General features: G+C 62.9%; 24 protein-coding genes and 1 tRNA gene. 18 read left to right on the plus strand and 7 right to left on the minus strand.

Features of this window, described 5'->3' with window-relative positions; all coding sequences use genetic code 11:
- The first annotated feature begins 61 nt into the window (after positions 1-61).
- The 3 genes from Tal182_RS03000 to Tal182_RS03010 all read left to right on the plus strand — a co-directional run bounded on the left by Tal182_RS03000 (position 62) and on the right by Tal182_RS03010 (position 4,082).
- On the plus strand, positions 62-1,270 hold the full coding sequence (locus Tal182_RS03000; protein ID WP_085858021.1) for an acetyl-CoA C-acetyltransferase: 1,209 nt from the start codon (positions 62-64) through the stop codon (positions 1,268-1,270).
- A 65-nt stretch (positions 1,271-1,335) separates the two neighbouring features.
- Positions 1,336-3,552 carry an FAD-dependent oxidoreductase gene (locus Tal182_RS03005; protein ID WP_085858022.1) on the plus strand — a complete coding sequence of 739 codons (2,217 nt, stop codon included), beginning with the start codon at positions 1,336-1,338 and terminating at the stop codon, positions 3,550-3,552.
- Between the two features lie 320 nt (positions 3,553-3,872).
- Positions 3,873-4,082 carry a cold-shock protein gene (locus Tal182_RS03010; protein WP_011423929.1) on the plus strand — a complete coding sequence of 70 codons (210 nt, stop codon included), beginning with the start codon at positions 3,873-3,875 and terminating at the stop codon, positions 4,080-4,082.
- 145 nt (positions 4,083-4,227) lie between these two features.
- Here Tal182_RS03010 and Tal182_RS03015 read toward each other — a convergent pair whose 3' ends face one another.
- The gene (locus Tal182_RS03015) at positions 4,228-4,728 is read right to left on the minus strand and encodes a MarR family winged helix-turn-helix transcriptional regulator (protein WP_085858023.1); all 501 of its coding nucleotides are present in this window, start codon (positions 4,726-4,728) and stop codon (positions 4,228-4,230) included.
- 58 nt (positions 4,729-4,786) lie between these two features.
- Here Tal182_RS03015 and Tal182_RS03020 point away from each other — a divergent pair, with 58 nt between their 5' ends.
- On the plus strand, positions 4,787-5,191 hold the full coding sequence (locus Tal182_RS03020; protein ID WP_085858024.1) for a GFA family protein: 405 nt from the start codon (positions 4,787-4,789) through the stop codon (positions 5,189-5,191).
- A 102-nt stretch (positions 5,192-5,293) separates the two neighbouring features.
- Positions 5,294-5,734: a nuclear transport factor 2 family protein gene (locus Tal182_RS03025; RefSeq protein ID WP_010010353.1), complete on the plus strand. Its 441-nt coding sequence runs from the start codon at positions 5,294-5,296 to the stop codon at positions 5,732-5,734.
- Between the two features lie 15 nt (positions 5,735-5,749).
- On the opposite strand, the gene Tal182_RS03030 is transcribed toward Tal182_RS03025, so the two are convergent.
- Positions 5,750-6,952, minus strand: coding sequence for an MFS transporter (locus tag Tal182_RS03030; protein ID WP_085858025.1), 1,203 nt, complete (start codon positions 6,950-6,952; stop codon positions 5,750-5,752).
- Between the two features lie 136 nt (positions 6,953-7,088).
- Between Tal182_RS03030 and Tal182_RS03035 the strand changes: the two genes are divergently transcribed.
- Positions 7,089-7,646: a TetR/AcrR family transcriptional regulator gene (locus Tal182_RS03035; protein ID WP_064805890.1), complete on the plus strand. Its 558-nt coding sequence runs from the start codon at positions 7,089-7,091 to the stop codon at positions 7,644-7,646.
- 7 nt (positions 7,647-7,653) lie between these two features.
- Here the strand turns inward: Tal182_RS03035 and Tal182_RS03040 are convergent, their stop codons facing one another.
- Positions 7,654-11,157: a PAS domain-containing hybrid sensor histidine kinase/response regulator gene (locus Tal182_RS03040; protein ID WP_085858026.1), complete on the minus strand. Its 3,504-nt coding sequence runs from the start codon at positions 11,155-11,157 to the stop codon at positions 7,654-7,656.
- Between the two features lie 221 nt (positions 11,158-11,378).
- Between Tal182_RS03040 and mscL the strand changes: the two genes are divergently transcribed.
- The 6 genes from mscL (at position 11,379) to Tal182_RS03070 (ending at position 18,738) form a co-directional block, all read left to right on the plus strand.
- Positions 11,379-11,816, plus strand: a complete 438-nt coding sequence (mscL, locus tag Tal182_RS03045; RefSeq protein WP_011423936.1) for a large conductance mechanosensitive channel protein MscL — start codon at positions 11,379-11,381, stop codon at positions 11,814-11,816.
- 120 nt (positions 11,817-11,936) lie between these two features.
- Positions 11,937-13,103 (plus strand): pyridoxal phosphate-dependent aminotransferase, encoded by a 1,167-nt coding sequence (locus Tal182_RS03050; RefSeq protein WP_085858027.1) that lies wholly within the window; start codon positions 11,937-11,939, stop codon positions 13,101-13,103.
- Between the two features lie 203 nt (positions 13,104-13,306).
- Positions 13,307-14,341 carry a UDP-glucose 4-epimerase GalE gene (gene galE / locus Tal182_RS03055; RefSeq protein ID WP_064800601.1) on the plus strand — a complete coding sequence of 345 codons (1,035 nt, stop codon included), beginning with the start codon at positions 13,307-13,309 and terminating at the stop codon, positions 14,339-14,341.
- A 116-nt stretch (positions 14,342-14,457) separates the two neighbouring features.
- Positions 14,458-16,419 (plus strand): EAL domain-containing protein, encoded by a 1,962-nt coding sequence (locus Tal182_RS03060; RefSeq protein WP_085858028.1) that lies wholly within the window; start codon positions 14,458-14,460, stop codon positions 16,417-16,419.
- Between the two features lie 82 nt (positions 16,420-16,501).
- Positions 16,502-17,554, plus strand: coding sequence for an enoyl-CoA hydratase/isomerase family protein (locus Tal182_RS03065; protein ID WP_085858029.1), 1,053 nt, complete (start codon positions 16,502-16,504; stop codon positions 17,552-17,554).
- Positions 17,555-17,799: 245 nt separating this feature from the next.
- Positions 17,800-18,738: an MBL fold metallo-hydrolase gene (locus Tal182_RS03070; RefSeq protein ID WP_085858030.1), complete on the plus strand. Its 939-nt coding sequence runs from the start codon at positions 17,800-17,802 to the stop codon at positions 18,736-18,738.
- A gap of 121 nt (positions 18,739-18,859) precedes the next feature.
- Here the strand turns inward: Tal182_RS03070 and Tal182_RS03075 are convergent, their stop codons facing one another.
- Together Tal182_RS03075 and Tal182_RS03080 are read right to left on the minus strand one after the other, a co-directional pair.
- Positions 18,860-20,920: an ATP-dependent helicase gene (locus tag Tal182_RS03075; protein ID WP_085858031.1), complete on the minus strand. Its 2,061-nt coding sequence runs from the start codon at positions 20,918-20,920 to the stop codon at positions 18,860-18,862.
- 102 nt (positions 20,921-21,022) lie between these two features.
- Positions 21,023-21,289, minus strand: a complete 267-nt coding sequence (locus tag Tal182_RS03080; RefSeq protein WP_085858032.1) for a hypothetical protein — start codon at positions 21,287-21,289, stop codon at positions 21,023-21,025.
- A gap of 172 nt (positions 21,290-21,461) precedes the next feature.
- Here Tal182_RS03080 and Tal182_RS03085 point away from each other — a divergent pair, with 172 nt between their 5' ends.
- Positions 21,462-21,722, plus strand: a complete 261-nt coding sequence (locus Tal182_RS03085; RefSeq protein WP_085858033.1) for a BON domain-containing protein — start codon at positions 21,462-21,464, stop codon at positions 21,720-21,722.
- Between the two features lie 58 nt (positions 21,723-21,780).
- Entirely contained in the window at positions 21,781-22,038 is a 258-nt protein-coding gene (locus Tal182_RS03090; protein ID WP_085858034.1) for a hypothetical protein, read from the plus strand.
- Between the two features lie 228 nt (positions 22,039-22,266).
- On the opposite strand, the gene Tal182_RS03095 is transcribed toward Tal182_RS03090, so the two are convergent.
- Positions 22,267-22,512, minus strand: coding sequence for a DUF982 domain-containing protein (locus Tal182_RS03095; protein ID WP_085858035.1), 246 nt, complete (start codon positions 22,510-22,512; stop codon positions 22,267-22,269).
- 261 nt (positions 22,513-22,773) lie between these two features.
- Here Tal182_RS03095 and Tal182_RS03100 point away from each other — a divergent pair, with 261 nt between their 5' ends.
- On the plus strand, positions 22,774-23,217 hold the full coding sequence (locus Tal182_RS03100; protein WP_085858036.1) for a hypothetical protein: 444 nt from the start codon (positions 22,774-22,776) through the stop codon (positions 23,215-23,217).
- Between the two features lie 152 nt (positions 23,218-23,369).
- Here Tal182_RS03100 and Tal182_RS03105 read toward each other — a convergent pair.
- Positions 23,370-23,444: transfer RNA gene (locus Tal182_RS03105), tRNA-Thr, on the minus strand.
- Between the two features lie 156 nt (positions 23,445-23,600).
- On the opposite strand from Tal182_RS03105, the gene Tal182_RS03110 reads away from it, so the two are divergent.
- From Tal182_RS03110 to Tal182_RS03120, 3 genes are all read left to right on the plus strand, one after another.
- Complete coding sequence (locus tag Tal182_RS03110) at positions 23,601-23,795, plus strand: hypothetical protein (protein ID WP_011423945.1); 195 nt, start codon at positions 23,601-23,603, stop codon at positions 23,793-23,795.
- A 90-nt stretch (positions 23,796-23,885) separates the two neighbouring features.
- Complete coding sequence (gene murA, locus Tal182_RS03115) at positions 23,886-25,178, plus strand: UDP-N-acetylglucosamine 1-carboxyvinyltransferase (RefSeq protein ID WP_064800609.1); 1,293 nt, start codon at positions 23,886-23,888, stop codon at positions 25,176-25,178.
- Positions 25,179-25,335: 157 nt separating this feature from the next.
- Complete coding sequence (locus Tal182_RS03120; protein WP_085858037.1) at positions 25,336-25,767, plus strand: DUF2948 family protein; 432 nt, start codon at positions 25,336-25,338, stop codon at positions 25,765-25,767.
- Positions 25,768-25,784 lie beyond the last annotated feature (17 nt).

Consider the following 25,784-nt stretch of genomic DNA (forward strand, 5'->3'; position numbering starts at 1 on the left):
TGGGGAGAAGGGAAAACACGAAAATTCACCGGCGCCGCCGCGCCGTCAGGGAGATGAGGAAATGACCGAGGTTTTCATTTACGACCACGTCCGCACGCCGCGCGGCCGCGGCAAGAAGGATGGCGCGCTCCATGAGGTGCCCTCCGTCCGTCTGGCGGCGAAGACGCTGGAAGCGATCCGCGACCGCAACGGGCTCGACACCAAAACCGTTGACGACATCATCATGGGCTGCGTCGACCCGGTCATGGATGCCGGCGCCGTCATCCCCAAGGCCGCCGCCTTCGAAGCCGGTTATTCCACCAGGGCGCCCGGCATGCAGATCTCCCGCTTCTGCGCCTCCGGCCTTGATGCCGTCAATTTCGGCGCCGGCAAGATCGCCCAAGGCGCCGACGACATCGTCATCGCAGGCGGCATCGAAAGCATGTCGCGCGTCGGCCTCGGCATGTCGGGCGGCGCCTGGTTCATGGACCCTTCGGTGAATTTCCCGGCCTATTTCATGCCGCAGGGCGTCTCGGCCGATCTCATCGCCACCAAATACGGTTTCAGCCGGACCGATGTCGACGCTTACGCCGTCGAGAGCCAGAAGCGCGCCGCCCATGCCTGGGAGCAGGGCTGGTTCGACAAGTCGGTCGTTCCGGTCAAGGATCAGAACGGCCTGACAATCCTCGATAAGGACGAGCACATGCGTCCCGGCACCGATATGCAGGCGCTCGCCTCCCTCAACCCGTCCTTCCAGATGCCCGGCGAGATGGGCGGCTTCGAGGCCGTCGGCATCCAGGCTCATCCCGAGATCGAACGGATCAACTATGTCCACCACGCCGGCAATTCCTCCGGCATCGTCGATGGCGCCGGCGCCGTGCTGCTCGGCTCCAAAGCCGGCGGTGAAAGCATGGGGTTGAAGCCGCGCGCCCGCATCAAGGCTTTCGCCAATATCGGCTCCGATCCGGCTTTGATGCTGACCGGGCCGGTCGACGTCACCGAGAAGCTGTTGAAACGGACCGGCATGCGCCTGTCGGATATCGACCTCTTCGAGCTGAACGAAGCCTTCGCCGCCGTCGTGCTGCGCTACATGCAGGCCTTCGACATCGACCACGACAGGATCAACGTTAATGGCGGCGCCATCGCCATGGGCCATCCGCTCGGCGCCACCGGCGCCATGATCCTCGGCACCGTGCTCGACGAGCTGGAACGTCGTGACCTCAACACCGCGCTGGTAACGCTCTGCATCGGCGCCGGCATGGGCACGGCAACCGTTATCGAACGCGTTTGATGGATCGGACCCCTCTCCATAAGGGAGGGCTTCACCGCAAGAGACTTCAGGGAGAGGAATTCCCAATGAGCAGCTACACCAATTTCACGATCGAAACCGACGCCGACGGCATCGCGCTCGTCACCTGGGACATGCCCGGCAAATCGATGAACGTCTTCACCGCCGAGGTGATGGAAGAGCTCAACGCCATCATCGACGCGACCACTGCCGACGCCGCCGTCAAGGGTGTCGTCTTCACATCAGGCAAATCCTCCTTCTCCGGCGGCGCCGATCTGTCGATGATCAAGTCGATGTTCAGCTCCTATCAAGAGGAGAAGGCCAAGAGCCCGGAGAAGGCGGTGCAGACGCTCTTCGGTCTCGTCGGCCGGATGAGCGGCCTGTTCCGTAAGCTCGAAACCTCGGGCAAGCCCTGGGTGTCGGCGATCAACGGCACCTGCATGGGCGGCGCCTTTGAACTGTCGCTTGCCTGCCATGGCCGCGTCGCTTCGAATGCCAAGAGCGTCAAGATCGCGCTGCCCGAGGTCAAGGTCGGTATCTTCCCCGGCGCCGGCGGCACCCAGCGCGTGCCGCGGCTGGCGAACGCCCAGGACGCGCTGCAGATGATGACGACGGGTCAGTCGCTGAGCGGCTCGCGCGCCAAGGCGATGAACCTCGTGCATCAGGTGGTCGAGCCGGATCAACTGATCCCCGCCGCCAAGCAGATGATCAAGGATGGCCTGAAGCCGGTTGCCCCTTGGGACGAGAAGGGCTTCAAGCTGCCGGGCGGCGGCATCTGGACGCCGGCCTCCGCCCAGCTCTGGCCGGCCGCGCCGGCGATCCTGCGCCGGGAAACATCGGGCAATTATCCGGCAGCACTCGCTATCCTGAAATGCGTCTATGAAGGCCTGCAGGTGCCATTCGATACCGGGCTGAAGATCGAGCAGCGTTATTTCACCGAGGTGCTGCAGACCCGCGAAGCCTTCTCGATGATCCGCTCGCTGTTCATCTCCATGCAGGAGCTTGGCAAGGGCGCCCGTCGCCCTGCCGGCATTGCCAAGACCGAGCTCAAGCATGTCGGCGTCGTCGGCGCCGGCTTCATGGGCGCCTCGATTGCCTATGTCACGGCTGCTGCCGGCATTGCGGTGACGCTGATCGACCGCGATATGGAGGCGGCGACCAAGGGTAAGGCCGTCTCCGAAGGGCTCGTCAAGGATTCTATCGGTAAGGGACGGCTGACGCAGGACGAGGCGGCAGCCCTCCTCTCCCGCATCAAGCCCTCGGCCGATTATGCCGATCTCGCCAATGCCGGTCTCGTGATCGAGGCCGTGTTCGAAGATCGCGAGGTGAAGAAGGCTGTCATCGAGGCGGTCGAGGCCGTGCTGCCGGAAGGTGCGATCTTCGCCTCCAACACCTCGACGCTGCCGATCACGGGGCTTGCGAAGAATTCCAGACGCCCAGCCGATTTTCTCGGCATTCACTTCTTCTCGCCCGTGGAGAAGATGATGCTGACCGAGGTCATCCTCGGAACCGAGACCGGTGACAAGGCGCTGGCCGTCGCTCTTGATTATGTCGCCGCGATCAAGAAGACGCCGATCGTCGTCAACGACACCCGAGGCTTCTTCGTCAATCGCTGCGTGCTGCGCTACATGTCGGAAAGCTACGACATGCTGATCGAAGGCGTGCCGCCTGCCATGATCGAGAATGCTGCCAAGATGGCCGGCATGCCGGTCGGTCCGCTGGCGCTCAACGACGAGGTCGCCATCGACCTCTCGCTGAAGATCCTCAAAGCCACCGTCGCCGATCTCGGCGAGAAGGCTATCGACCCCAGGCACATGGAGTTGATCTCCCGCATGGTGGAGAAGGAGGGCCGCTTCGGCCGCAAGAATTCCAAAGGCTTCTACGACTATCCGCCGAAACCGGCGAAGAAGTCGCTCTGGCCCGAGCTCAAGGACTTCTATCCGCAGAAGAAGGCGGACGAGGTCGACGTTAACGTGCTGAAGCAGCGTTTCCTCGTCACCATCGCGCTCGAAGCCGCCCGCACTGTCGAGGAAGGCATCGTCACCGATCCCCGCGAAGCCGACGTCGGCTCAATCCTCGGTTTCGGCTTCGCGCCCTATACCGGCGGGGCGCTGAGCTATATCGACGGGATGGGCGCAAAGGCTTTTGTGGAGCTGGCGGAAAAGTTAGCGGGAGCTTACGGAGATCACTTCAAGCCGACGCCGCTGCTGAGGGATATGGCTGCCAAGGGCGAGGCGTTCTACGGGCGGTTCGATCCCCATGCGGGGACGAAGGCAGCGGCGTAAGCGCGATCCGCGGGCTTGGTTTTAACGGGAGTATCTTTACCGTAGTACCGCGGCCGCCCCCTCTGCCCAGCCGGGCAGAGGGGGCGGCCGCGGTACTACGGGACCCTTTCGCCCCAAGAGCACGATTTCGACTTTCGCTTGCCGACGCCTTGCCGCGGACACAATTTGCAATTACATCCTCGCACATCGATCTTGCTAGATGAACTTTGAAACGGCGCTTGCGTCGTTCCTGACGACCTTCCTCCAAAATCGGTTTTCATCGCCGCTTGGGCTTTGCCCGGGCTGCAATCTTCTATGAGCGATTCGAAAAGGATATCGTCATGAACACAGGTACTGTTAAGTGGTTCAACGCAACCAAGGGCTTCGGATTCATTCAGCCGGATGACGGCGCCGCCGACGTTTTCGTCCACATTTCGGCCGTTGAGCGGGCCGGTATGCGTGACCTCAAGGATGGCCAGAAGCTGTCCTACGATCTCGTCCGCGACAACAAGTCCGGCAAGATGTCGGCAGACCGCCTCCAGGCGGCCTGAGCCTTCAAAGGCTTGAATATCATCTCCGGATCGTGACCACGGATGTACTGGCACGGTTCGTTGAGATGGCAGGGAAGGTCGGGTTAGCCCGGCCTTTTTTTTGTTTCCGGTCAACGGCGGGCGCATCATCACGGGGCCGAATTGCTCAATTGCCGGGTACCTCGTCGACCTCCATCATCTCCATCACCCGCGCCATGACAGTCCGCGCCGCATCAAGCTCCGCTGCCGTAAACGCCGCGCCCACCCCGTTTGCCCATCCCGCCTGCGCCATCTCGATCGTACCGAGCCGCGCCGCTCCTTCCGCCGTCAACCGCACCAGCTTGGCGCGCTGGTGCTGTGGGTTGTCGGCATAGGCGATCAGCCCTTCACGCTCCAGCACATCGGCCAGCCGCTGCACGCCCTGTCGGGCGAGGCTGAGCGCGCGGGCGATCTGCGCCACCGAGAGGTCGCCGCGCCTTGCCGCGGCCAGCACCTGCCAGCGCGCGCTGGTTTGTCCTGCAGGCTTCGCCAACCGGTCGCCGGCGGCGGTCAGGTGACCGGCGAGACGCAGAGCTGTGATCGCGAAAGCGGAGAAGGCGTCTCCTTCGACCGTTCGCTCGGGTCGATTTTGTTTGACAACATGTTGTCTATTTTGTATCTCATCCATAGTGACAACATATTGTCATATCGAAGAGCCTGATGCAACGTCGAAGGAGGAGCGCGCCATGAAGAGGACCTATCGGGGAAGCTGCCATTGCGGCAAAGTGCGTTACGAAGTGGACATGGACCTCGCAGCCGGCACCGGCCGCTGCAATTGTTCGATCTGCGCCAAGCGGCGCTATTGGGGCGCCAACGTCAAGCCGGAGGATTTTCGGCTGATGTGCGATCCGGCGGAAACGTCGGATTACCAGTTCAACACGATGAGCGGCCATCACCGCTTCTGCCGCACCTGCGGCGTGCCCGCCTATGGCGACGGTTACGTCGAGGCGATCGGCGGCGCTTACGTCTCGATCAACATCGCCTGCCTGGATAATATCACGCCCGAGGAACTGGCGGCGCTGCCTGTCCGTTACGCCGATGGCAGGCACGATGCCTGGTGGAACGAGCCCGAAGTGACCAGTTATCTCTGAAGCAACTCCAGCAAAACGCGGAATGCCAAGATTGAAATGCATCATTGTCGGATCGTCCTCCTGCCGCGCGTCCTCTGTCCATAACGGAGAAGGAGAACGGCCGTGAAAGACGAAGCAAATGCCAGGGAGGAAGAAGCGGTCATCGCCATGCTGATGATGCGGGCCAGGGCGCTCGGGGAAAAGAACGCCGAGGAGGCGCTTTCCTACGAGGCCGAAGATCCCGTGGAATTTTCCCTGGCGCCGCCGCTGGTCATCAACGGCAAGGACGAGGCGGGCCTGCAGGCCTGGTTCGACACCTGGGAAGGTCCGATCGGCGGCGAAGTGCGCGATGCCAAACTGACGGTCGGCGAGGGTGTCGCTTTCTGGAGTGGCCTCACGCGGATGACCGGGACCAAGACCGATGGCACCGAAGTCGATCTCTGGTTCCGTCAGACCCTCGGCCTCGTCAAGCAGGATGGCCGCTGGCTGGTCGCCCACCAGCACGCCTCGGTGCCTTTCGCCATGGATGGCAGCGGCCGGGCACTGCTGGATCTCCAGCCGTGAACACTCCCCCCGGAATCAAGCCGCATTCTCCGCCGCCTTTCCCCGGCCGGCGCGAACAGCCGTGATCCCGACGGCCAGCAACAGCAGGATGGCGCTCGCATAAATATCCGTCGCCACCTGGTAACCGGCGGATTTCGCCAAGAAGCCGGCAAGGATCGCCGGCAGGCTGAAGGCGAGATAGCTCTGGATGTAAAAGGCCGACAGCAGTCCGGCCCGCTCGTCCGCTTTGGCAAGCGGCATGATGGTGCCGAGCGAGCCGAGGAAATTGGTGCCGAAACCGGCGCCGGTAAAAATCGTGCCGATCAGCAGCAGCGGCACGTTTGCGAGATGCACGCCGGCAACGACCGTCAGGATACCGAGAGTCTTTGCCGATACGCCGAAGCCGAGATTGGCCTGGGCCGTCTTGCCGCGCCTAAGATAGACGGCGATCGCTCCGCTCGCCGTCAGTGCGGCGACGACCGCTCCTCCCGTCAGCGGCGCGGTGCTGCCGGTCGTGCTGGCGACCAGGGACGGGACCAGCGAAAGGTAGAAGCCGCCGAGCGTCCAGTTGGCGATATTGATCGGCGTCACCAGCGAGAGCGGCCGCTTCGCCTGCGGCGGAATGGAAACCCGCGGTACCAGCGAACCGAGCGCACCCGGCCGCGTGCCGCCGGTTTCGGGGATCAGCCAGATGGCGGCGGCCTGCAGCGCGAAGGCGACGAAGAGCAGCGCATAGACCAGATGCATCGGGAAGGGGCCATACTGGATCAGGGCGCTGGTGCCGACCGCACCCACTGCCATGCCGCAAAGCGGCGCAATCGAATTGACGATCTGGCCCTTCGCCCGGTCGACATCGACGAGGGCTGCTCCGAGCGAGGCGCCGGCGATGCCGGTGGCAATGCCCTGGACGATCCGCGCCGCGATCAGCCAGACGGGACCGCTGGCGGCGACGAAGAGAACCATGGCGACGATTTCGAGCAGTAGCGCTGAAAAGATCACTGGCCGACGGCCGAGATGATCGGAGATCGAGCCGGCGGTCAGCAGCGCCGCCAGAAGCGCAAAGGCGTAGACGGCGAAGATCACGGTGATCAGCACCGGCGAGATGGAAAAGTTCTCCTGATAGATCCGGTAGAGCGGCGTCGGCACCGAGGAGGCGCCGAAGAAGGTGGCGAGTGTCAGCGCATGAAAACCGATCGAGGGGCGCGGCGCATTCTCTGTGGATTTGGCGGCAGCGAACATATATAAGCCCCTTAAAGCTAACCCATTGCGTTAGCTACATGTAGGGCGAATAAGCCGCAAAGGCAAATTATTTGCGTTTATGCTCCTGTCAAAGATTTTGAACCATCGATGGCAGGACGAAGGTCGGGTTGCAGGCATGGCAGTGAAAGAAAATCTCCGTCCGGGCGGACGAAGCGCTCGGGTGCAGGCGTCGGTGCACAAGGCGACGCGCGATCTGTTGGCCGAGATGAGTCGTGCCGAAGTGACGATCCCGCTGATCGCCGCCAGGGCGGGCGTGACGCCGTCGACCATCTATCGCCGCTGGGGCGACCTGCAGGAGCTCCTCGCCGATGTCGCCGTCGAGCGGCTGCGGCCGGATATGCAGCCGGTCGACGCCGGCAGCGGCAGGGCCGATCTTCAGGCCTGGGCCGAACAATATGCCGAGGAAATGTCCTCCGGGCCGGGCCGCGAGATGATCCGCGACGTGTTGGCGGCGCAGGCCGGAGCCAATGCCTGCAAGTGCTGCGAATATACGCGTCAGCAGATCGTCGTCATTGCCGAGAGGGCGAAGGCGCGCGGCGAGGCCTTTCCGGACATCGATATCGTCATGGATCAGGTGGTGGCGCCGATCATGTACCGCATCCTGTTCGACGACGTGCCGGATGCGGCGCGTGTGCGCGATCTCGTTTCGCGCATCATGAGCACGCCTGGCTGAACTTGCCTTACTCCGCGGCGGCGCGCTTGAGGCCCGATATCTGGGTGATATAGGCGCGTAGCGCCGCCGGCCGCACCGGCTTGTGTTGAACGGCGATGCCGTAGCGCTCGGCCTCGCTGCGCACTTCAGGCGTGCGGTCGGCGGTAACAAGCAAGGCGGGGATGTCGATGCCGAACTGCCGGCGCAGATGCAGGATTGCGGCAAGCCCGGTGCCGTCGTCGAGATGATAATCGGCGATGGCGAGATCCGGTGGCCCATCCCGGCCGTCCATGGCGATCACCTCGGCAAGGCAATCCACCGCCGTCACCTCACAGCCCCAGCCGCTGAGCAGCAACCGCATGCCTTCCAGGATCTTCGGCTCGTTGTCGATGCAGAGGATTTTCAGCCCCTTGAGCGGCTGCCCCGGGCGATCGGCGGGGGTGACGGCCGCAGCGGCCTCGGCCGGGCGTGAGACGTCGAGCGGCATGGAGATTCGAAATTCAGTGCCCCTGCCATGCGTCGAGAGCAGCTCGACCGGATGGTTGAGCACGCGGGCGATGCGGTCGACGATCGAAAGGCCGAGCCCGAGGCCGGAAGCAGTCTTGGCGCCCTCGTCCAGCCGCGCGAATTCCTTGAACACGGTGCGGAATTTCGATGGCGGAATGCCGATGCCGGAATCGATCACCTGGATGATCACCTGGTTGCCGCGCCGCCGCGCCCCGACCAGCACCTTGCCGGTGATCGTGTATTTGATGGCGTTGGAAACGAGGTTCTGCACCAGGCGGCGCAGAAGGTTCGGGTCTGAGCGGACGCGCAGCGATGTCGGCATGACCACCAGCTTCAGCTGTTTCTCCCGGGCGATCGGCGCAAAATCGGTCTCGATCCGCTCCAAGAGGTCGGAAAGCGCGACCGAGGCAAGCCGCGGCCGCATGGCGCCGGTATCGAGCCTGGAGATATCGAGCACCGCGCCCAGGATGGTTTCGACCGATTCCAGTGCTGAATCGATGTTGCGCACGATCGGGCTGTTGTCGGATTGCGCCATGCGCTCGACCAGTGCCGAGGAATAGAGCCTGGCGGCGTTGAGCGGCTGCAGGATGTCGTGGCCGGCGGCGGCGAAGAAGCGGGTCTTGCCGATATTCGCCTCGTCGGCGGCGGCCCGCGCTTCGGCGAGTTCGCGGTTGACGCGGGTCAGCTCGGCCGTGCGTTCGGCGACGCGCTGCTCCAGCGTCTCATTCGCCTGTTTCAGCGCCCGATCGGCGCTGACGCGCTGGGTGATATCGGTGAAGGTGGCGACGATGCCTTTGTCGGGCATGGCGTTGGAGCGCACCTCGATGATCCGCTCGCCGCCACCGAGCACCAGTGCGAAGGGTTTGTCGAGCGTCAGGAAATGCCGCACCGTCTGCTGCAGATCGCCGGGCGCGATGTCGCCGCGCTGGCTGAGGATGGTGACGATCTCGGAGAGGGGAAAGCCGACCTGGCCGGCATTCTCGGGCAGCTCAAGCAATTGCCGGAAGCGCCGGTTCCAGATCGTCAGCCGGTTGGAACTGTCGAAGACGGCAATGCCCTGATCCATCTGCGACAGCGCCGTCTGCAGCATGTCCTGGTTATACTGCAGCGCCTCGCTCGCCTGATCGAGCAGCCAGGCGGTGTCGGACGAGGCGTCCTCGATCTTCTGCAGGATCAGCGACAATACGAGGCGGGCAGAGGACGAGCCGATGGCGCTGCCGAGCAGCTGTTCGCTGAAATGGATCAGCGCCATGTCGGCCTGCTGTTCGTCCTCCAGCTTGCGGCCGGAGCTCTGTTCATAGGTGGTGAACGAGCGCTGCATGCGCTCTTCGCCGAGATAACGCGAGATGGCCGCCTTGAGATCGCCGACGCTGATGCGGGTCTTCCAGCCGCGCGTGGCGAACTGCGAGCGCGAATGCCGTTTGACGAAGATGCCGGCCTGGATGCGCTCCAGCGGCCGGGCATTGCGGGTGAGCGAGGCGACGACGAAGAAGGCGGTGTTGACGAGTAGGCTCATGACGGTCGCATTGACCAGCGGATCCGCCCCGGGCGCGGTAAACAGCGTCGCGCCGGGAAAGATGAAGCCGAGCACGGCGCTCGCCACATAGGAATAATCAGGCCCGCCGAGCGAGGGCAGGAACAAGAGATAGATCCAGATGACGAAGCCGGAGGTCAGTCCGAGAATGGCGCCGCGCGCATTCGCCCGCCGCCAGATCAGCCCGCCGAACAGCGCAGGCGCGATCTGCGCGATCGCCGCAAAGGAGAGCAGGCCGATCGAGGCAAGCCCGGCGGTGCTGTCGGTCGAGCGGTAATAGGCATAGCCGAAGAGCAGCACGGCGAAGATGGCGCTGCGGCGAATGTTAAGCAGCGTCTTGGCGAAATCGTCGCGCTGGCCGGCACGGCCGGCCAGTTTGCGTCGGAGGAAGATCGGCATGATGATGTCGTTTGACACCATGATCGACAGCGCCACGGAATCGACGATGACCATCGCGGTGGCGGCAGAGAAGCCGCCGATGAAGATGATCAGCGACACCACCGGCATCTCGCCGGCCAGCGGCAGCGACAGCATGTAGAAATCGGCATTGCCGGCGCCGCCGAAGGTCAGGAGCCCGCCGATCGCCACCGGCAGCACGAAGAGATTGATTGATATGAGATAAGCGGGAAACAGAAAGCCTGCGAGTTTCAGCTGCTTCGCCGTCCGGTTTTCGACCACCGTCACATGGAATTGCCGCGGCAGCATGATGATCGCGAAGGCCGACAGAATGATCAGCGTGATCCAGCGGCTGATTGGCGTATGGTAAGCCAGCGCCGACATGACCAGGTCGTTTTCGAGGGTCTTCTGCCAGAGATCGGTGGGACCATCGAAGAGAAACCAGATGACGCAGATGCCGGCCGTGAGGAAGGCGACGAGCTTGACCACCGATTCCATCGAGACGGCGAGGATAAGGCCGTCCTGATGTTCCGTCGCATCCGTATGCCGCGTGCCGAACATGATAGCGAAACAGGCGAGCACCAGGGTGGCGGCGAGCGGCAGGTCGAGGAAATAGAGATTGCCGCTGCCGATGCCGTAATCGGACGGGTTGACCATGGCGCCGACGGTGCTCGAGATCGCCTTCAGCTGCAGCGCGATATAGGGAACGGTGCCGATCAGCGAGATCAGCGCCACGATCGTTGCGACCGTCGGGTTCTTGCCGTAGCGCGCGGCGACGAAATCAGCGACCGAGGTGAGCTTCTCCGCCTTGGCGAGCTCGATGATGCGGCGAAGCAGCGGCATGCCGAGCGTGAAGACCAGGACGGGGCCGATATAGATGCCGGCAAATTCCAGGCCGCGTTGTGCGGCAAGCCCGACACTGCCGAAATAGGTCCAGGAGGTGCAGTAGATCGCAAGGCTGAGCGCATAGACGACGGGCCATCCGCCTTCAAGCGCCCCCGGGCCGCGGTTCTTGCGGTCGCCGTAGCTTGCCACGGCGAAAAGCAGCAGCAGATAGCCGAAGGCAGACGCGAATATGACCCAGCCTGGAAGCATTGACCCTCCGCCGGCGAAAAGGCCGCCGGCACCTCCCGCAACGAGGTCAGCTTAAGTCATTTCAGCTGCCTTGAAAATTCCCGTCCATCTACACCTTAAGTCAAAGGCCGGTGGCGACTTCGCCAGATAATTGCGATTGCCGATTGATTAATTGCAACGAAGATGTAGCTAATCGAAACAACGGCATATCTCTGAAATGGGATCGAAGGGAGACGGATCCGATGCTCAATGAGTTCAAGGCCTTTATCGCCCGCGGCAATGTCATGGATCTTGCAGTCGGCGTCATCATCGGCGGTGCCTTCGGTGGCATCGTCAAATCGCTGGTCGACGACCTTATCATGCCGATCGTCGGCGCCATTTTCGGCGGCTTCGATTTTTCCAATTATTTCCTGCCGCTCTCGTCGGCCGTCAACGCGCCGACACTTGCCGCCGCCCGCGCCCAAGGGGCGGTCTTCGCCTATGGCAGTTTCCTCACCGTCCTCATCAATTTCTTGATCCTTGCCTGGATTATCTTCCTGATGGTCAAGGCGGTGAACTATCTGCGCCAGCAGGTCGAGCGTCAGGAAAAGCAGGAGCCGGAACAATTGCCGCCGCCGCCGGCCGACGTCCAGCTGCTGACCGAGATCCGCGATCTGCTGGCCAAACGCCCCGCCGTCTGATCGGTCGTCGGCCCGCTGTCGGGCCGGCCGCCATTCATCACGAAAATCGATATGCCATCACTTGTTATCATGGGATTTGCCGGCGCAAATTCGCTATGAAGGCGGAAACCGGAGATATGCATGTCGATCGTGGAAAGCCTCAGCCCGCGCGCCATAGCGGCGCCCGAAAGCGGAATCGTCGAAGTCGTCAATTATGCCCGCGGCCGTGAAGGCCTGTTGCCGCTCTGGGTCGGTGAAGGCGACCTGCCGACGCCCGACTTCATCAGCAGGGCGGCGATGGATGCGCTTGCATCAGGTGAGACCTTCTATACCTGGCAGCGCGGCATTCCGGAACTTCGCCGGGCGCTGTCGGATTATTATGTCAGGCATTTTTCCCTCCGCCTTCCGGCCGAGCATTTCTACGTCACCGGCTCCGGCATGCAGGCGATCCAGATCTGCGTGCAGGCGCTGACCTCGCCTGGCGACGAATTCGTTTACCTCACCCCCGCCTGGCCGAATATTGCCGCAGCCCTCGAAATAGCAGGTGCGCGCTCTGTCGGCGTCACACTGCAGTTCGAAGGCGGCAAATGGACGGTCGATCTCGAGCGCGTCGAAGCCGCGATCACGCCAAAGACCCGGGGGCTGTTCATCAATACGCCCTCGAACCCGACCGGCTGGACCGCAACCAGAAAGGACCTCGGCGATATCCTGGCGCTCGCCCGCAAACATGATCTCTGGATCATGGCCGACGAGATCTACGCGCGCTATCACTTCGCCGGCGGCCGCGCGGCCTCGTTCCTCGACGTGATGGAGCCGGACGACAAGATCGTCTTTGTCAATTCCTTCTCGAAAAACTGGTCGATGACGGGCTGGCGCGTCGGCTGGATCGTGGCACCTCCCGAGATGGGCCAGGTGCTCGAAAATCTCATCCAGTATTCGACATCGGGCGTGGCGCAGTTCATGCAGAAGGGCGCCGTCGCAGCCCTTGATCAAGGCGATGATTTCGTCGCCGCCAATATCGCCAAGGCGGCCCGGTCGCGCGATATCCTCTGCGACGCGCTGATTGCCACCAATCGGGTCGAGACGCTGAAGCCGGACGGCGCGATCTATGCGTTCCTCAAGATCGACGGCGTTGCCGATAGCCGCAGCGCCGCGATCGACATCGTCGACAAGACAGGCGTCGGTCTTGCTCCCGGGGCTGCCTTCGGCGTCGGCGGCGAGCGCTTCCTGCGCGCCTGTTTCCTGCGTGATCCCGCCCAGGTGGCGATCGCGGCCGAGCGGCTCTGCGACTATATCCTCAAGCGCTGAGAGGGCGCGGCGCGCGCCCTGCCGGGACGATTTCGTGCCGGAATCGCCAGATCGATAAAACTGTAGCAAAGACCGAAATCGGCCTCTAACCACGACTCCAAACATACCCGTTCAAAAGCCTTCCAACGGCGCCGTGATAAGAAAATCGGAAAGAAAACCGGCGCCTGATGCCCCTGCTCATGAATTGAAGCGGGGTGTGGGACATGGCGGTTTTGGTGACGGGCGGGGCCGGTTATATCGGCAGTCACATGGTTTGGGCGCTCATCGATGCGGGCGAGGATGTGGTCGTGCTCGACCGCCTCTCCACCGGCTTCCGCTGGGCCGTGGCGCCGGCGGCGCGTTTCTACCTTGGCGACATTGCCGATCCCGACATCTTGAAGAAGATCTTCATCGAAAACGACATCGAGGCGATCATCCATTTCGCCGGCTCCGCCGTCGTCCCGGTCTCGGTCGCCGATCCGCTTTCCTATTACGACAACAATTCCGGCAAGACCCGGGCGCTTCTCTCCGCCGCGATCAAGGCCGGCATCCGCAATTTCGTCTTCTCCTCGACGGCCGCCGTTTACGGCCAGCAGCAGACGGACCTGCCGGTAAAGGAGACGGCTCCCCTCAATCCGGAAAACCCTTATGGTCAGTCGAAGCTGATGACCGAATTCATGCTGCGCGATGCTGCCGCGGCCTATGATTTCAACTATGTCGCGCTTCGCTACTTCAACGTCGCCGGCGCGGACCCGCACCACCGCGCCGGCCAGTCGACTTCGGGCGCCACGCACCTCATCAAGGTTGCCTGCGAGGCAGCGCTCGGCAAGCGTGACAGCGTCCATGTCTACGGCATCGACTATCCCACCCATGACGGCACCGGCGTGCGCGACTACATCCACGTCACCGACCTCGCCGATGCGCATCTGAAAGCGCTGCAGCACCTGCGCAGGGACAAGGGCCCGCTCGTCGCCAATTGCGGTTATGGCAGCGGCTATTCCGTGTTCGACGTCTTGAACATGGTCACCCGCCTGCACGGGCATTCCTTCAAGATTCACATGGCGCCGCGGCGCGCCGGCGATTCGGCCAGCGTCGTCGCCGATCCTTCGCTCGCCCGGCAGGTGCTGGACTGGAAGCCCCGCTACGATTCGCTTGAGACCATCGTCCAGAGCTCGCTGGATTGGGAACTCTTCCTGTCGAACAGAAACGTCGATGATCTGCACAGCATCCACCGGGCACTTGCCGCCGCATCCTTCTGAGCGGTGTCCGGCGGCGACTGCCGTTTAACTCCGCGCCCGCGGGCTTCGAATGACATGACGTGAATAAGGAAACATCAAGCTTTCGCTGGCTGGCTCTGGCCGACGGATAAGAGAAGATGAAGAACTTTCTGGCCTCATTGCAGCTGCGAAAAGACAATCCGACGCTTCTGATGGCGCAGTTTCGGGCCCTGTCGTCGCAGATCCCCATTCTCTATATCCTGCTGGTCATCAATTCGCTTGCGGTGGCGATTACCCATCTGAAATCCGCACCGCTGTGGCTGTCGCTCTATATTCCGGTGGCCTTGAGCGTCGTCTGTGTCTTCCGTCTCTGCTGGTGGGAGATCAGAGGCAAGGAAAACATCACCGCCGAGCGGGCCTATAGGCTGATGAAGGTGACCATCTCGGGCGCCGGCATCCTGACTGTCGCTTTCGGCAGCTGGTCGATCGCGCTTTACCAATATGGCGATGCTTCGCAGCAGGGCCAGATCGCCTATTTCCTCGTTGTCACAGGCATTTCCTGCATCTTCTGCCTGATGCACCTGCCGATGGCGGCGGCGATGACCACGGTCATCACCTTCTCGGCCATGATCGCGACCTTCATGTTCTCCGGCAACCCGGTATTCGTTGCCACCGCCGTCAGCGGCCTTTTCCTGATCCTGCCCTTCCTCAGGGTGATCAACAGCTATTTCCAGAATTTCGTCGGCCTGGTGCAACTGACCGAGGAGCTGAAGCAGAAGCAGGAGGAAGCCGAGGAGCTGAACCTGGTCAACAGCCGCAACGCGCTGCAAGACCAGCTGACCGGCCTTGCCAATCGCCGCAGCTTCTTCCTATCACTGGATGAGCGGCTGCAGAAAAATCCGTCGATGCCGCCCGTCATCGGCATCATCGATCTCGACGGCTTCAAGCCGGTCAACGACGTCTTCGGTCATGCCGCCGGCGATCTGGTGCTCAAGGAGACGGCGCGGCGCTTCACGGTGCTGGTCGGCGAGGAGGGTATGGTCTCGCGTCTAGGCGGCGATGAATTCGGCATCATCTTTCCCTGCTCGATGACGCGCCAGGCGATCGCCGATCTCGGCCAGGCGCTTTGCGCCACCGTCCGCAACCCTTACGAAATCCCCGACGGCTCGGTCTGCGTCTTCGGCTCCTGCGGCATCGTCTATCCCGAAGCCGGCAGTTACACGGCCGAAGATCTTTATGAGAAGGCGGATTTCGCCCTCTATCAGGTCAAGAGCAAGCGCAGCAGCGGCGTCGAGTTCTTCTCGGCCGATCATGAGAAGATCCTGACCCAGCGCCACCTGATCGAACTCGAGCTGCAGGCAAATGACTTCGCCAGCGAGATGAAACTCGATTATCAGCCGATCGTCGAATTGCAGAGCGGCCGCGTCGTTGCCTATGAGGCGCTCGCCCGCTGGGACAGCGCCCGCTTCGGCCGCATCAGTCCCTCAGCCTTCATCCCTGCCGCCGAGCGCACCGCCGTGATCGGCCGCATGACACGCATTCTCTTTGCCCAAGCGCTCGAAGCGCTGGCGATCATGCCGCGCCATCTGCGGCTGTCCTTCAATCTCTCGGCCCGCGATATCTGCGACCACGAGACCTCGATGGCGCTGCTGGCCATGATCACCCGCTCCGGCCTCGATCCCCGGCGCATCGAATTCGAAATCACCGAGACCGCGCTGCTCTCCGATTTCGACACGGCCGACCGGGTGATCACGATGCTGCGCGCCGCCGGCATCTCGATCGCACTCGACGATTTCGGCACCGGATTTTCGAGCCTCAGCCACATTCATCGCCTCGCCTTCGACAAGCTGAAGATCGACAAGGGGTTCGTGATGAATTTCGACCGTGACGCCCGGTGCATGAACATCACCCGTTCGGTCGCCAACCTCTGCCAGAACCTCGGCATCGCCTCCGTCGCTGAAGGCGTCGAAAGCGAGGCGATCGCCGAGGGGCTGAAGGCGATCGGGGTTCGCCTGGCGCAGGGCTATTATTTCTCGCGGCCGCTGCCGCTGGAACTCGCCATGGACTATGCCGCCCGCTGCGAGGCAAAAGCGGCCGCCCGGGATTCGCTGTCGGCTTGACCCATCGATGCCGGCTGGCCTGAAATGCTCTGGAGCGATCTTGCATCGTCGTCTATGCATGTTTCAACAGCGGAGGTGAACCATGCAGGACAGCGAAGTCATCATCGAGCGGCGAGGCACTGCCGGCATCATCCGGCTCAACCGGCCGCGGGCGCTGAACAGCCTGACGCTGGCGATGATCCGGACGATCACCGAGGCGCTGGATGGCTTTGCCCGCGATGCCGAGGTGGCGACCGTCGTGGCAACAGGGGAGGGCGAACGCGGCTTCTGCGCCGGGGGCGATATCCGCGCCCTGCATGAGAGCGCCCGGGCTGGCGACGGCCTCGCCGGAACCTTCTGGCGGGAAGAGTTCCGTCTCAACCATCTGATCGCCGTCTACCCCAAACCTTATGTCGCGCAGATGGACGGCATCACCATGGGCGGCGGTGTCGGCCTGTCCTCACACGGCCGCCACCGTATCGTCACCGAGCGCACCCGTCTTGCCATGCCGGAGACCGGCATCGGCTACGTCCCCGATGTCGGCGCCACCTGGTTGCTGCCGAAGGCACCCGGCGAGGCCGGAACATGGCTCGGCCTGACCGGGCTCGATATCGGCGCCGCCGATGCGATCTACGCCCGCCTTGCCGATCTTCGGATCGCCTCGTCGCGGCTCGGCGAAGTGATCGAGAGGTTATCGGGCCTGCCGCGCGGCAGTTCGTCGGGCGATGTCGACAGCGTCTTGCAGGTATACGCTGAGCCTCCGGGCGAGAGCCGGCTGCGACAGAACGCGACAATGATCGATCGCGCTTTCCGTTTCGACAGCGTCGAGGAGATTCTGGCGGCGCTCGACGTGGAGGACGGCGAATTCGCCGCTGAGACGCGCCGTGTGCTGCTGGCGCGCTCGCCGACCAGCCTGAAGCTTGCTTTGCAGCTCTTGAGGGCCGGCCGGAGCAGCGGCTCGCTCGCCGAATGCCTCGGCCGCGAACTCGGCGCCTGCCTGGAGATGCTGGATAATCCCGACTTCTTCGAGGGCATCCGCGCCGCCGTCATCGATAAGGACCGCAATCCGAAATGGTCGCCGGCCTCTGTCGAGGCCGTGAAGGCGGAAACGATCGCGAAATTCCTGAAACCGGCCGAGCCGCCGCTTTTTCTCTGACGCTCTCATCCCCTGAATGCTAGATGCGCGCGGCACCGTGCGACGGGCGAGAGCCTCTGCGTCCTGATGCCAGCCTCTTCAACACCAAGTCTTCGGCGTGACGCGCCGAAACCGTAGGCCGGCCTGTGCTAAAGCCTAGCTTTCCCTCTCCTTTGAACTGATCGACCGCCAACCACGCTTCGGCATAGGGTCCGCGACGTGACCCTACTCGACATCTCTCGATCACGAACAAACAGGAGCGCATCATGTCGCAGGCAGAAGCAAAACCCCGTACGACTGGTCGGCAGGAGCCTGGCAGGCCGAAGCCCGAAGAATTGGTTCCGTCGCGCTATGCGGTGCGGATCGGCGAAATCGAAGTGCTGATCATCAGCGATGGCGTGCTGCCGCTCCCGACGACGATGCTGGGACACAACGCCGACGCGGCTGACCGGGCAGTCTGGCTGGACGATATGTTCCTGCCGCGAGACGCTTTCGACTGGGCGTTGAACGTGGTCCTCGTGCGCAGCGGCGGGCGGACCATCCTCATCGACGCCGGGCTGGGCCTGGATCCGGACTTGAACTTGCCGCGCGCCGGGCAGTTGATCAAGCGACTGGAGGGTGCCGGCATCGATCTGGCATCGGTGACCGACGTGGTGCTCACCCACCTGCACATGGATCACATCGGCGGGCTGCTGGTCGATGGCGTGAAGGACCAGCTGCGTCCCGACCTGAGGATCCATGTGGCGGCCGCCGAGACCAAGTTCTGGGAGGCGCCCGATTTCAGCCACGTCTCCATGCCGCCCGGCTTTCCGGATGCGCTGCGGGCAACGGCAAAGCGATTCCTCAGCGAGTATGGCAGCCATCTCAACCTGTTCGACGAGCGGTCCGAGGTGGCGCCGGGTGTGGTCGTCCAACGCACCGGCGGCCATACCCCCGGACATAGCGTGGTCCGCCTGGCATCCGGCGGCGACCGGCTGACATTCGCCGGCGATGCCGTGTTCGCGGTCGGGTTCGAGCACCCCGATTGGTACAATGGTTTCGAACACTATCCCGAGGAGGCCGCTCGCGTTCGCATCGATCTTCTCAGGGAGCTGGCGGCGAACGGCGAACAGCTGGTCGCCACCCACCTGCCGTTCCCATCGGTCGGCCGGGTGGCGGTCGACGGTGACGCCTTCCGTTGGGTGCCGGTGTTCTGGGACTACTGAGCATCTGCCAGGTCGGGGCCGAAGCAAAGCGCGTCGCATGGACCTATGCGATGCGCTTTCGCTTTTTGGTCTTATGCATGTCGTTGTCCCGGAACCGCTGCACGCTTCCGGGCGACATGCATTATCGCCACATGCCGCGCATGCGGGCGCCGACATCGATGCGCACCTGCCGCGCCTGGGCTTGCGCGGCGGCATCCGATTTCACCTGCGGCCAGCTGCAGGCCTCGAAGAATTGCAGCAGGGTCGCCGGAATGAAGCGGCTGCGCGAGGCATAGACGTGCCGGTCGCCCTGCGCATTCTGCCCATAGGTGAAGAAGCGCTGCGGCACGACGAGGTCGAGACCGTCGCGGGCGCGCGTCATCGCCACATAGAGCAGCCGGCGTTCTTCCTCGATTTCGGCGGTGGCGCCGACGGCAAGATCGCTCGGAATGCAGCCGTCGACGACATTCAGCATGAAGACCCTCGTCCATTCCTGGCCCTTGGCCGAGTGGATGGTCGAGAGGATGAGATAGTCCTCATCGAGCAGCGGCACGCCGGCCTGATCGCTCGTCGCATCCGGCGGATCGAGGGTGAGTTCGGTGAGGAAGCGCTCGCGCGAGGCATAACCGCCGGCGATCTGCTCGAGCTGCAACAAATCGGCCTGCCGCGTCGCCGCGTCCTCATGCAGCCGTTCCAGATGCGGCGCGTACCATTGCCGCGCCAGCTCGATTTCCGCCGGCCAGCCGGCCTTGCCGGATTTCATCTCCTGCAGCATCGAAACGAAATCAGTCCAATCCTCGCCGGAGCGCGGCGGCGCCGGCATGGCGGCAAGCGCCGACAGCGGGCTCGCATCCTCGGACATCAGGTCGAGCGCCTTCTGGGCCGTCGAGGGGCCGACGCCGGGCAGGATCTGCATCAGCCGGAAGCCCGCCACCCGGTCGCGCGGATTTTGCGCGAAGCGAAGCGCCGCCAGCATGTCCTTGACATGGGCGCTGTCGAGAAACTTCAGCCCGCCGAATTTGACGAAGGGAATGTTGCGTCGGGTCAGCTCGACCTCCAGCGGCCCGCTGTGATGCGAGGCGCGAAACAGCACCGCCTGCTGCTTGAGCTTGAGGCCTTCCTCGCGATGGTCGAGCACCTTGTCGGCGACGTAACGCGCCTGGTCGGCCTCGTCGCGCACCGTGACGAGCCGCGGCCGCTCGGCCGATTGCCGCTCGGTCCAGAGATTCTTGGTGAAGCGCTCCGAGGCGAGATCGATGACGGCGTTGGCGGCTGTCAGGATCGGTTGCGTCGAGCGATAGTTGCGGTCGAGCGTGACGATATTGGCGGGCGGGCTGAAGGCCGCGGGAAAGTCGAGGATGTTGCGCACTGTCGCTGCGCGGAAGGAATAGATCGACTGCGCATCGTCGCCGACGACCGTCAACCCCTGGCCTTGGGGCTTCAGCGCCATCAGGATCGAGGCCTGCAGCCGGTTGGTGTCCTGATATTCGTCGACCAGCACATGGTCGAAGCGGCTGCCTATATCTTCGGCAATTACGCTCTCCCCCACCATCTGCGCCCAGTAGAGCAGAAGGTCGTCGTAATCGAGCACATTCTGGCTCTGCTTGGCCTCGACATAGCAGGCGAAAAGCTCGCGCAGCTGTTTTTCCCACGCCGCGCACCAGGGAAAGGCGTCGCGCAGCACTTGGTCGAGCGCGGTTTCCGAATTCACCGCCCTCGAATAGATGGCAAGGCAGGTGCCCTTGGCCGGAAACCGGCTTTCCGTCTTGGAGAAGCCGAGATCGTGGCGGATCAGGTTGATCAGATCGGCGCTGTCTTCGCGGTCATGGATGGTGAAATCGGCATCGAGGCCGATCTGGTGGGCATAGTCGCGCAACAGCCGCGCGCCGATGCCGTGGAAAGTGCCGGACCAGGCAAGCGCATCGGCCATCACAGCGGCATTCGCACCCAGCACATCGCGGCAGATGCGCTCGACGCGCCGCGCCATCTCCGCGGCCGCCCGGCGCGAGAAGGTCATCAGCAGGATGCGGCGGGGATCGGCGCCCTTGACGATCAGATGGGCGACCCGATGCGCCAGCGTATTGGTCTTGCCGGAGCCGGCGCCGGCAATGACCAGCAGCGGCCCGGCAACATGGCTGCCGTCGGTGAGCGTGCCATGCTCGACGGCCATGCGCTGCTGGGGATTGAGCTTTTCGAGATACATCCAGCCGTCCGGTCGGGCTCCCGCAGAATCACTGCGAGAAGATTAGATGTTCCTTGAATGTTCGCGAATTAGGCCGCTGTCAAGTCTGCGGCGCAGCGATCCTCAATCGGGGAAATCCGGTCCCACCTCGCGCCGCACCAGCTTCAGGCTGCGGTCCGGCTGGAGAATATAGGTTTCCTCCACACGCTGGCCCGTCTCATTGTAGAACTGGTTGTAGACGGCGCTGCCGACCGGCGATTTGGTGAGCTTGGTGCGCGGCTGGCCGCCATAGGTGATGCTGCCGGGAATGGGTTCCAGCGCCGGGCTGTCGGCCGAGGAACAGCCGGCCAGCAAGACTCCGGCAAGAAAGACGGGTATCAGCACTTTCATTGTCGTCATCCCTCTGTCGACTGCACCAGATATGGAAGCCGCTGCAGTGTCCGCCAAGGGCACGCCACACCGGAGCCCGCAGAAATTAGGCTCGCAGATCGCGTCGAGCCCTTGCAACGAAAGCCCCTGCCGCCGCGTTAACTGAGATAAACCAACCTCAGGAGACGCTTAAGTGATCGGGTTTCCGGTATTCCCCGACCATGACGAACCCGGCCGGCAGGGTCATGGCGAGGCGGCGACACGCGCTTCAGTCGAGAGCGCCCTTCATGCCGCCGGCGATCTCGACGCGCGCGAAATCACCGTCAGCACGCTCGGCGCCGATATCGTCCTCGAAGGTTTCGTGCGCCGGCATGGCGATGTCGAGCGGGCGGCCGAGATTGCCGAAAGCATCGTCGGCCGCGGCCATGTGCATAACCGCCTGTTGCGGCGCTAAGGGAACCAAGTGTCCTCCCGGGTGTTGAAATGCCGGATCTGAAACGCTGGAGACCCTCATGCAGACGCTTCTTCGCCTCTGGGCGTCCACCCTGATCATCGGCGTCTTTGCCGGCTCGGCCCATGCCTCGCTTGAGACCGGCACGGATTATTCCGCCTTGCCGAAGGATCAGATCGCCCTCAACGACTATACCGCCACTGTCGCCTGCCAGCCGGCAGAGCCGCATTATCTGCCGTCCTTCATCCGCGCGGCTGACGGCACGATCATCGGTGTCGGTTATGTCGAGGTGGAAAATGCCGGCGACGCGGGCTGCTGACAAACGGGTTTGTCCGAACGAGGCTCGCCGGCGTTTCCGGTGACGAGCCTCTGACCATCATCATGATGGCTGTGTGTTTTCTATCGAAACAGCGGTCCCGGGCGCAACGCCCTTTGCGCCGAAACCCGGCAGCTGCTCGATCCAGGGTTAAGTGAAAATTAAACAATGTATCGTTCCGGCACGCTATGCCGGACAAAAAACGCAAACAGCCGGGCGTTCCTTGCCGTGTTAATGCAGCAGCTTCAGCTTCGCCTCTTCGGCCGCCGCCAGGAACTCGGCTCTTGCCTCTTCCACGCTCTTGCGCCCGTCGAGTGCTGCCCGGCAGGTGCTGCGCGCCTTGATATAATGCAGTCCGCGCGCGCTCGGCCAGAGATCCGCCAGACATTTCAGCGCATCGAACGGCCCGTTGACGGTCCTGAGGTCAGTGCCTTCGAAACCGACCTTGACCGGGTCGTGCCATTTTTCAGTTGCCATCGATGCTCCTCCAGGGTTTCGACAGAACTACGGTGCAGCGCCCACCTATCCTCAGGCGAGACGCCGCCATGATAGCCATTCTAGCGAGATTTTTGCGGTCAACAATGGTGAATCGTTTGTTGCCGATAAGGCGAAATGCCAGCCTGCGTAAGATGGGTCGCGTCGCGCGCAGCCTCAGAGATATTTTGGGTAGTCGCAGATAAGTTGTATGGCGCTTGCGCGCTGCTACCGCTACCATGCCGGGAAAGCTGAGGGCTCGACATGGATTTCGATCGAAAATTGATCCGGGCTGCGTTTCTGTGCAGTGCGCTGGCAATGCCGGCCCTTGCTCACGGTGCAGAGATATCCGCTGAAGACGCTTTGCTGGCGCGTATTTCCGCTGAGCTCGTCCCAAAAATGCAGCGGGAATATCTGCGGGCAACCCTGCGTGGCTACGGTGAAGGCGGGGTGATAGATATCGCCTCCTATGTCATATCAGAGAGCCGTGATCGATGGTATGTCGAGGGCATTTTTGATGGGGTTAATGCGCTGCCCCATGCGCCAGTTCCCGGTGAAGAGGTGGTGGTAACCGGTGAACTGATCGAACGGTGGCAGTTATCCCCGTTCCTGCCTTATTATCTCGAAGCATCCGACATTCCCGATTGTACTGACATGCAGTCCGCTTCGTGCGGATGGCTGCCCCTCACCCTAACCCTCTCCCCGTAAACGGGGCGAGGGGACGTGCCCTACACGAGGCTTGCGGGGGACGGAGAGGTTGCGGCATGGTCCCTTCGCCCCGCCCGCGGGGAGAAGGTGCCGGCAGGCGGATGAGGGGCTGGCCAGGCGGATACGCGAGAAATGATGTCGGATAAGAAAACTGGTGCTGCCGAGTGGGATTGAACCACCGACCTCACCCTTACCAAGGGTGTGCTCTACCACTGAGCTACGGCAGCAGGACCAGATCCGCGTGGAGCCGGGCGGCTCAATTGCGGGAACGGGGCGGCTATTGCCACAGCTTGACGACAAGCGCAAGCCGCAAAATCCAACTTCGCGTGGATAGAGGTGCAAGGGACTTTTGGATCGGCGCGAATTCGGCTAATTCTATATGCATGAACGACAAGACCGAAACCGGCCAGAAGAGCCGTAAAGAGGCGATCGAGGCACAGGCGAAACTGCGCCGCGAGCGCGCCGCCGAAAAGCTCAGGGAAAATCTTTCGAGACGCAAACAGCAGGTGCGCGCCCGCCGTTCCGGCCAGGCCGACGAAACAAACGGGCTGCCCGCCGCAAAAATGGACGAATCGTAATGTTCCGTCCCGGACGAATTGAAGCCTCTTCATAAATCCCCTAAACACCTCACCTTCTTTCAAGGCAGAACTTTCAGGAAGTAAGCGCACATGGATCGTATCAGAATTGTCGGCGGTAATGAGCTGAATGGCATCATTCCGATTTCCGGCGCCAAGAATGCCGCACTGCCGCTGATGATCGCCTCGCTTCTGACCAGTGACACGCTGACGCTGGAAAACGTGCCGCATCTGGCCGATGTCGAGCTTCTGATGCGCATCCTCGGCAATCATGGCGTCGATGTCGCCGTCAACGGCCGCCGCGAGCGCCAGGAGGACTCCTACGCCCGCACGATCCATTTCACCTGCCGCACCATCGTCGATACCACCGCTTCTTATGAACTGGTCTCGAAGATGCGCGCCTCCTTCTGGGTCATCGGGCCGCTCTTGGCGCGCGAAGGCCATTGCCGCGTGTCACTGCCGGGCGGCTGCGCCATCGGCACGCGCCCGGTCGATCTCTTCATCGATGGCCTGACGGCGCTTGGCGCGACCATGGAGATCGACGCCGGCTACATCAACGCCAGGGCGCCCGACGGCGGTCTGATCGGCGCGCGCTACACCTTCCCGAAGGTTTCGGTCGGCGCCACCCATGTGTTGATGATGGCGGCGACCCTTGCCCGCGGCACGACGGTTATCGGCAATGCCGCCCGCGAGCCTGAAGTCGTCGACCTCGCCAACTGCCTGAACGCCATGGGCGCCAAGATCTCCGGCGCCGGCACCTCGACGATCACTATCGAGGGCGTCACCTCGCTCTCCGGCGCCCGCCACCGCGTCCTGCCGGATCGCATCGAGACCGGCACCTATGCCATGGCCGTCGCCATGGCCGGCGGTGACGTCGTGCTCGAAAACACCGATGTGGCGCTGCTCGAAACCGCGGTGGAGACGCTCCGCCGCGCCGGCGCCGACATCTCCGCGACCAATAACGGCATGCGCGTCAGGCGCAACGGCGCCGGCATTAAGCCGGTCGATATCGTCACCGATCCTTTCCCGGGCTTCCCCACCGATCTGCAGGCACAGTTTATGGCGCTGATGACCCGCTCCTCCGGCATCTCGCATGTCACCGAGACCATCTTCGAAAACCGCTTCATGCACGTGCAGGAGCTTGCCCGGCTCGGCGCCAGGATCACGCTCTCCGGCCAGACCGCGAAGATCGAAGGTGTCCAGCGCCTGCGCGGCGCGCCCGTCATGGCGACCGATTTGCGCGCCTCCGTCTCGCTCGTCATCGCCGGTCTCGCCGCCGAGGGTGAAACTACGGTCTCCCGCGTCTACCACCTCGACCGCGGCTTCGAGCGGCTCGAAGCGAAGCTGACCCGCTGCGGCGCCGTCGTCGAGCGCATCAGCGAGTAAGAGACACCTTCATTCCAGTTGCGTAATCGGTCGCAGCATCTTATTTCCCTTGTCTGACGCATCGCCATTCCGGCGATGCCTGTTAAATAGCAAGAGCATGATGTCGTCCGAAAACAGCTCGCGCTTTTCGGCATCCTGCTCTAGGGATTGAGCCTGAATGACCGACCTGAAGCTTGTTGCGCTCGATGACGAAGACCTCGCGATCATTTCTGCGCATATGCAGGACAGCGTCTTCAAGGTCGGCGACATCGACTGGTCGCCGCGCGGCGCCCAGTTCGCGCTTGCCGCCAATCGCTTCGTCTGGGAGAGTGCGGCGCGCAAGCGCAGAGGTTTCGAGCGCCGCCGCGCCGCTCTGGTGTTCAAGCGCGTGCTAGCCGTCCGTTCGCTCGGCGTCGATCGCGGCAAACGCGATGAGGTGCTGTCGCTGCTGGCCCTGCGTTTCGAGAAGAAGGGCGAGGGGCCGGATGGCACAATCGAGCTGGCGCTGTCGGGCACGGCCTCGATTGCGCTCGACGTCGAATGCATCGAGGTCCAGATGGCCGATATCGGTGGCGCATGGCAGGCGGCTTCCAAGCCCCGCCACCCCTGAAGTTTGAACATCGCGGT

The organism is Rhizobium sp. TAL182 (assembly GCF_002117725.1).
Classification (GTDB): domain Bacteria; phylum Pseudomonadota; class Alphaproteobacteria; order Rhizobiales; family Rhizobiaceae; genus Rhizobium; species Rhizobium esperanzae.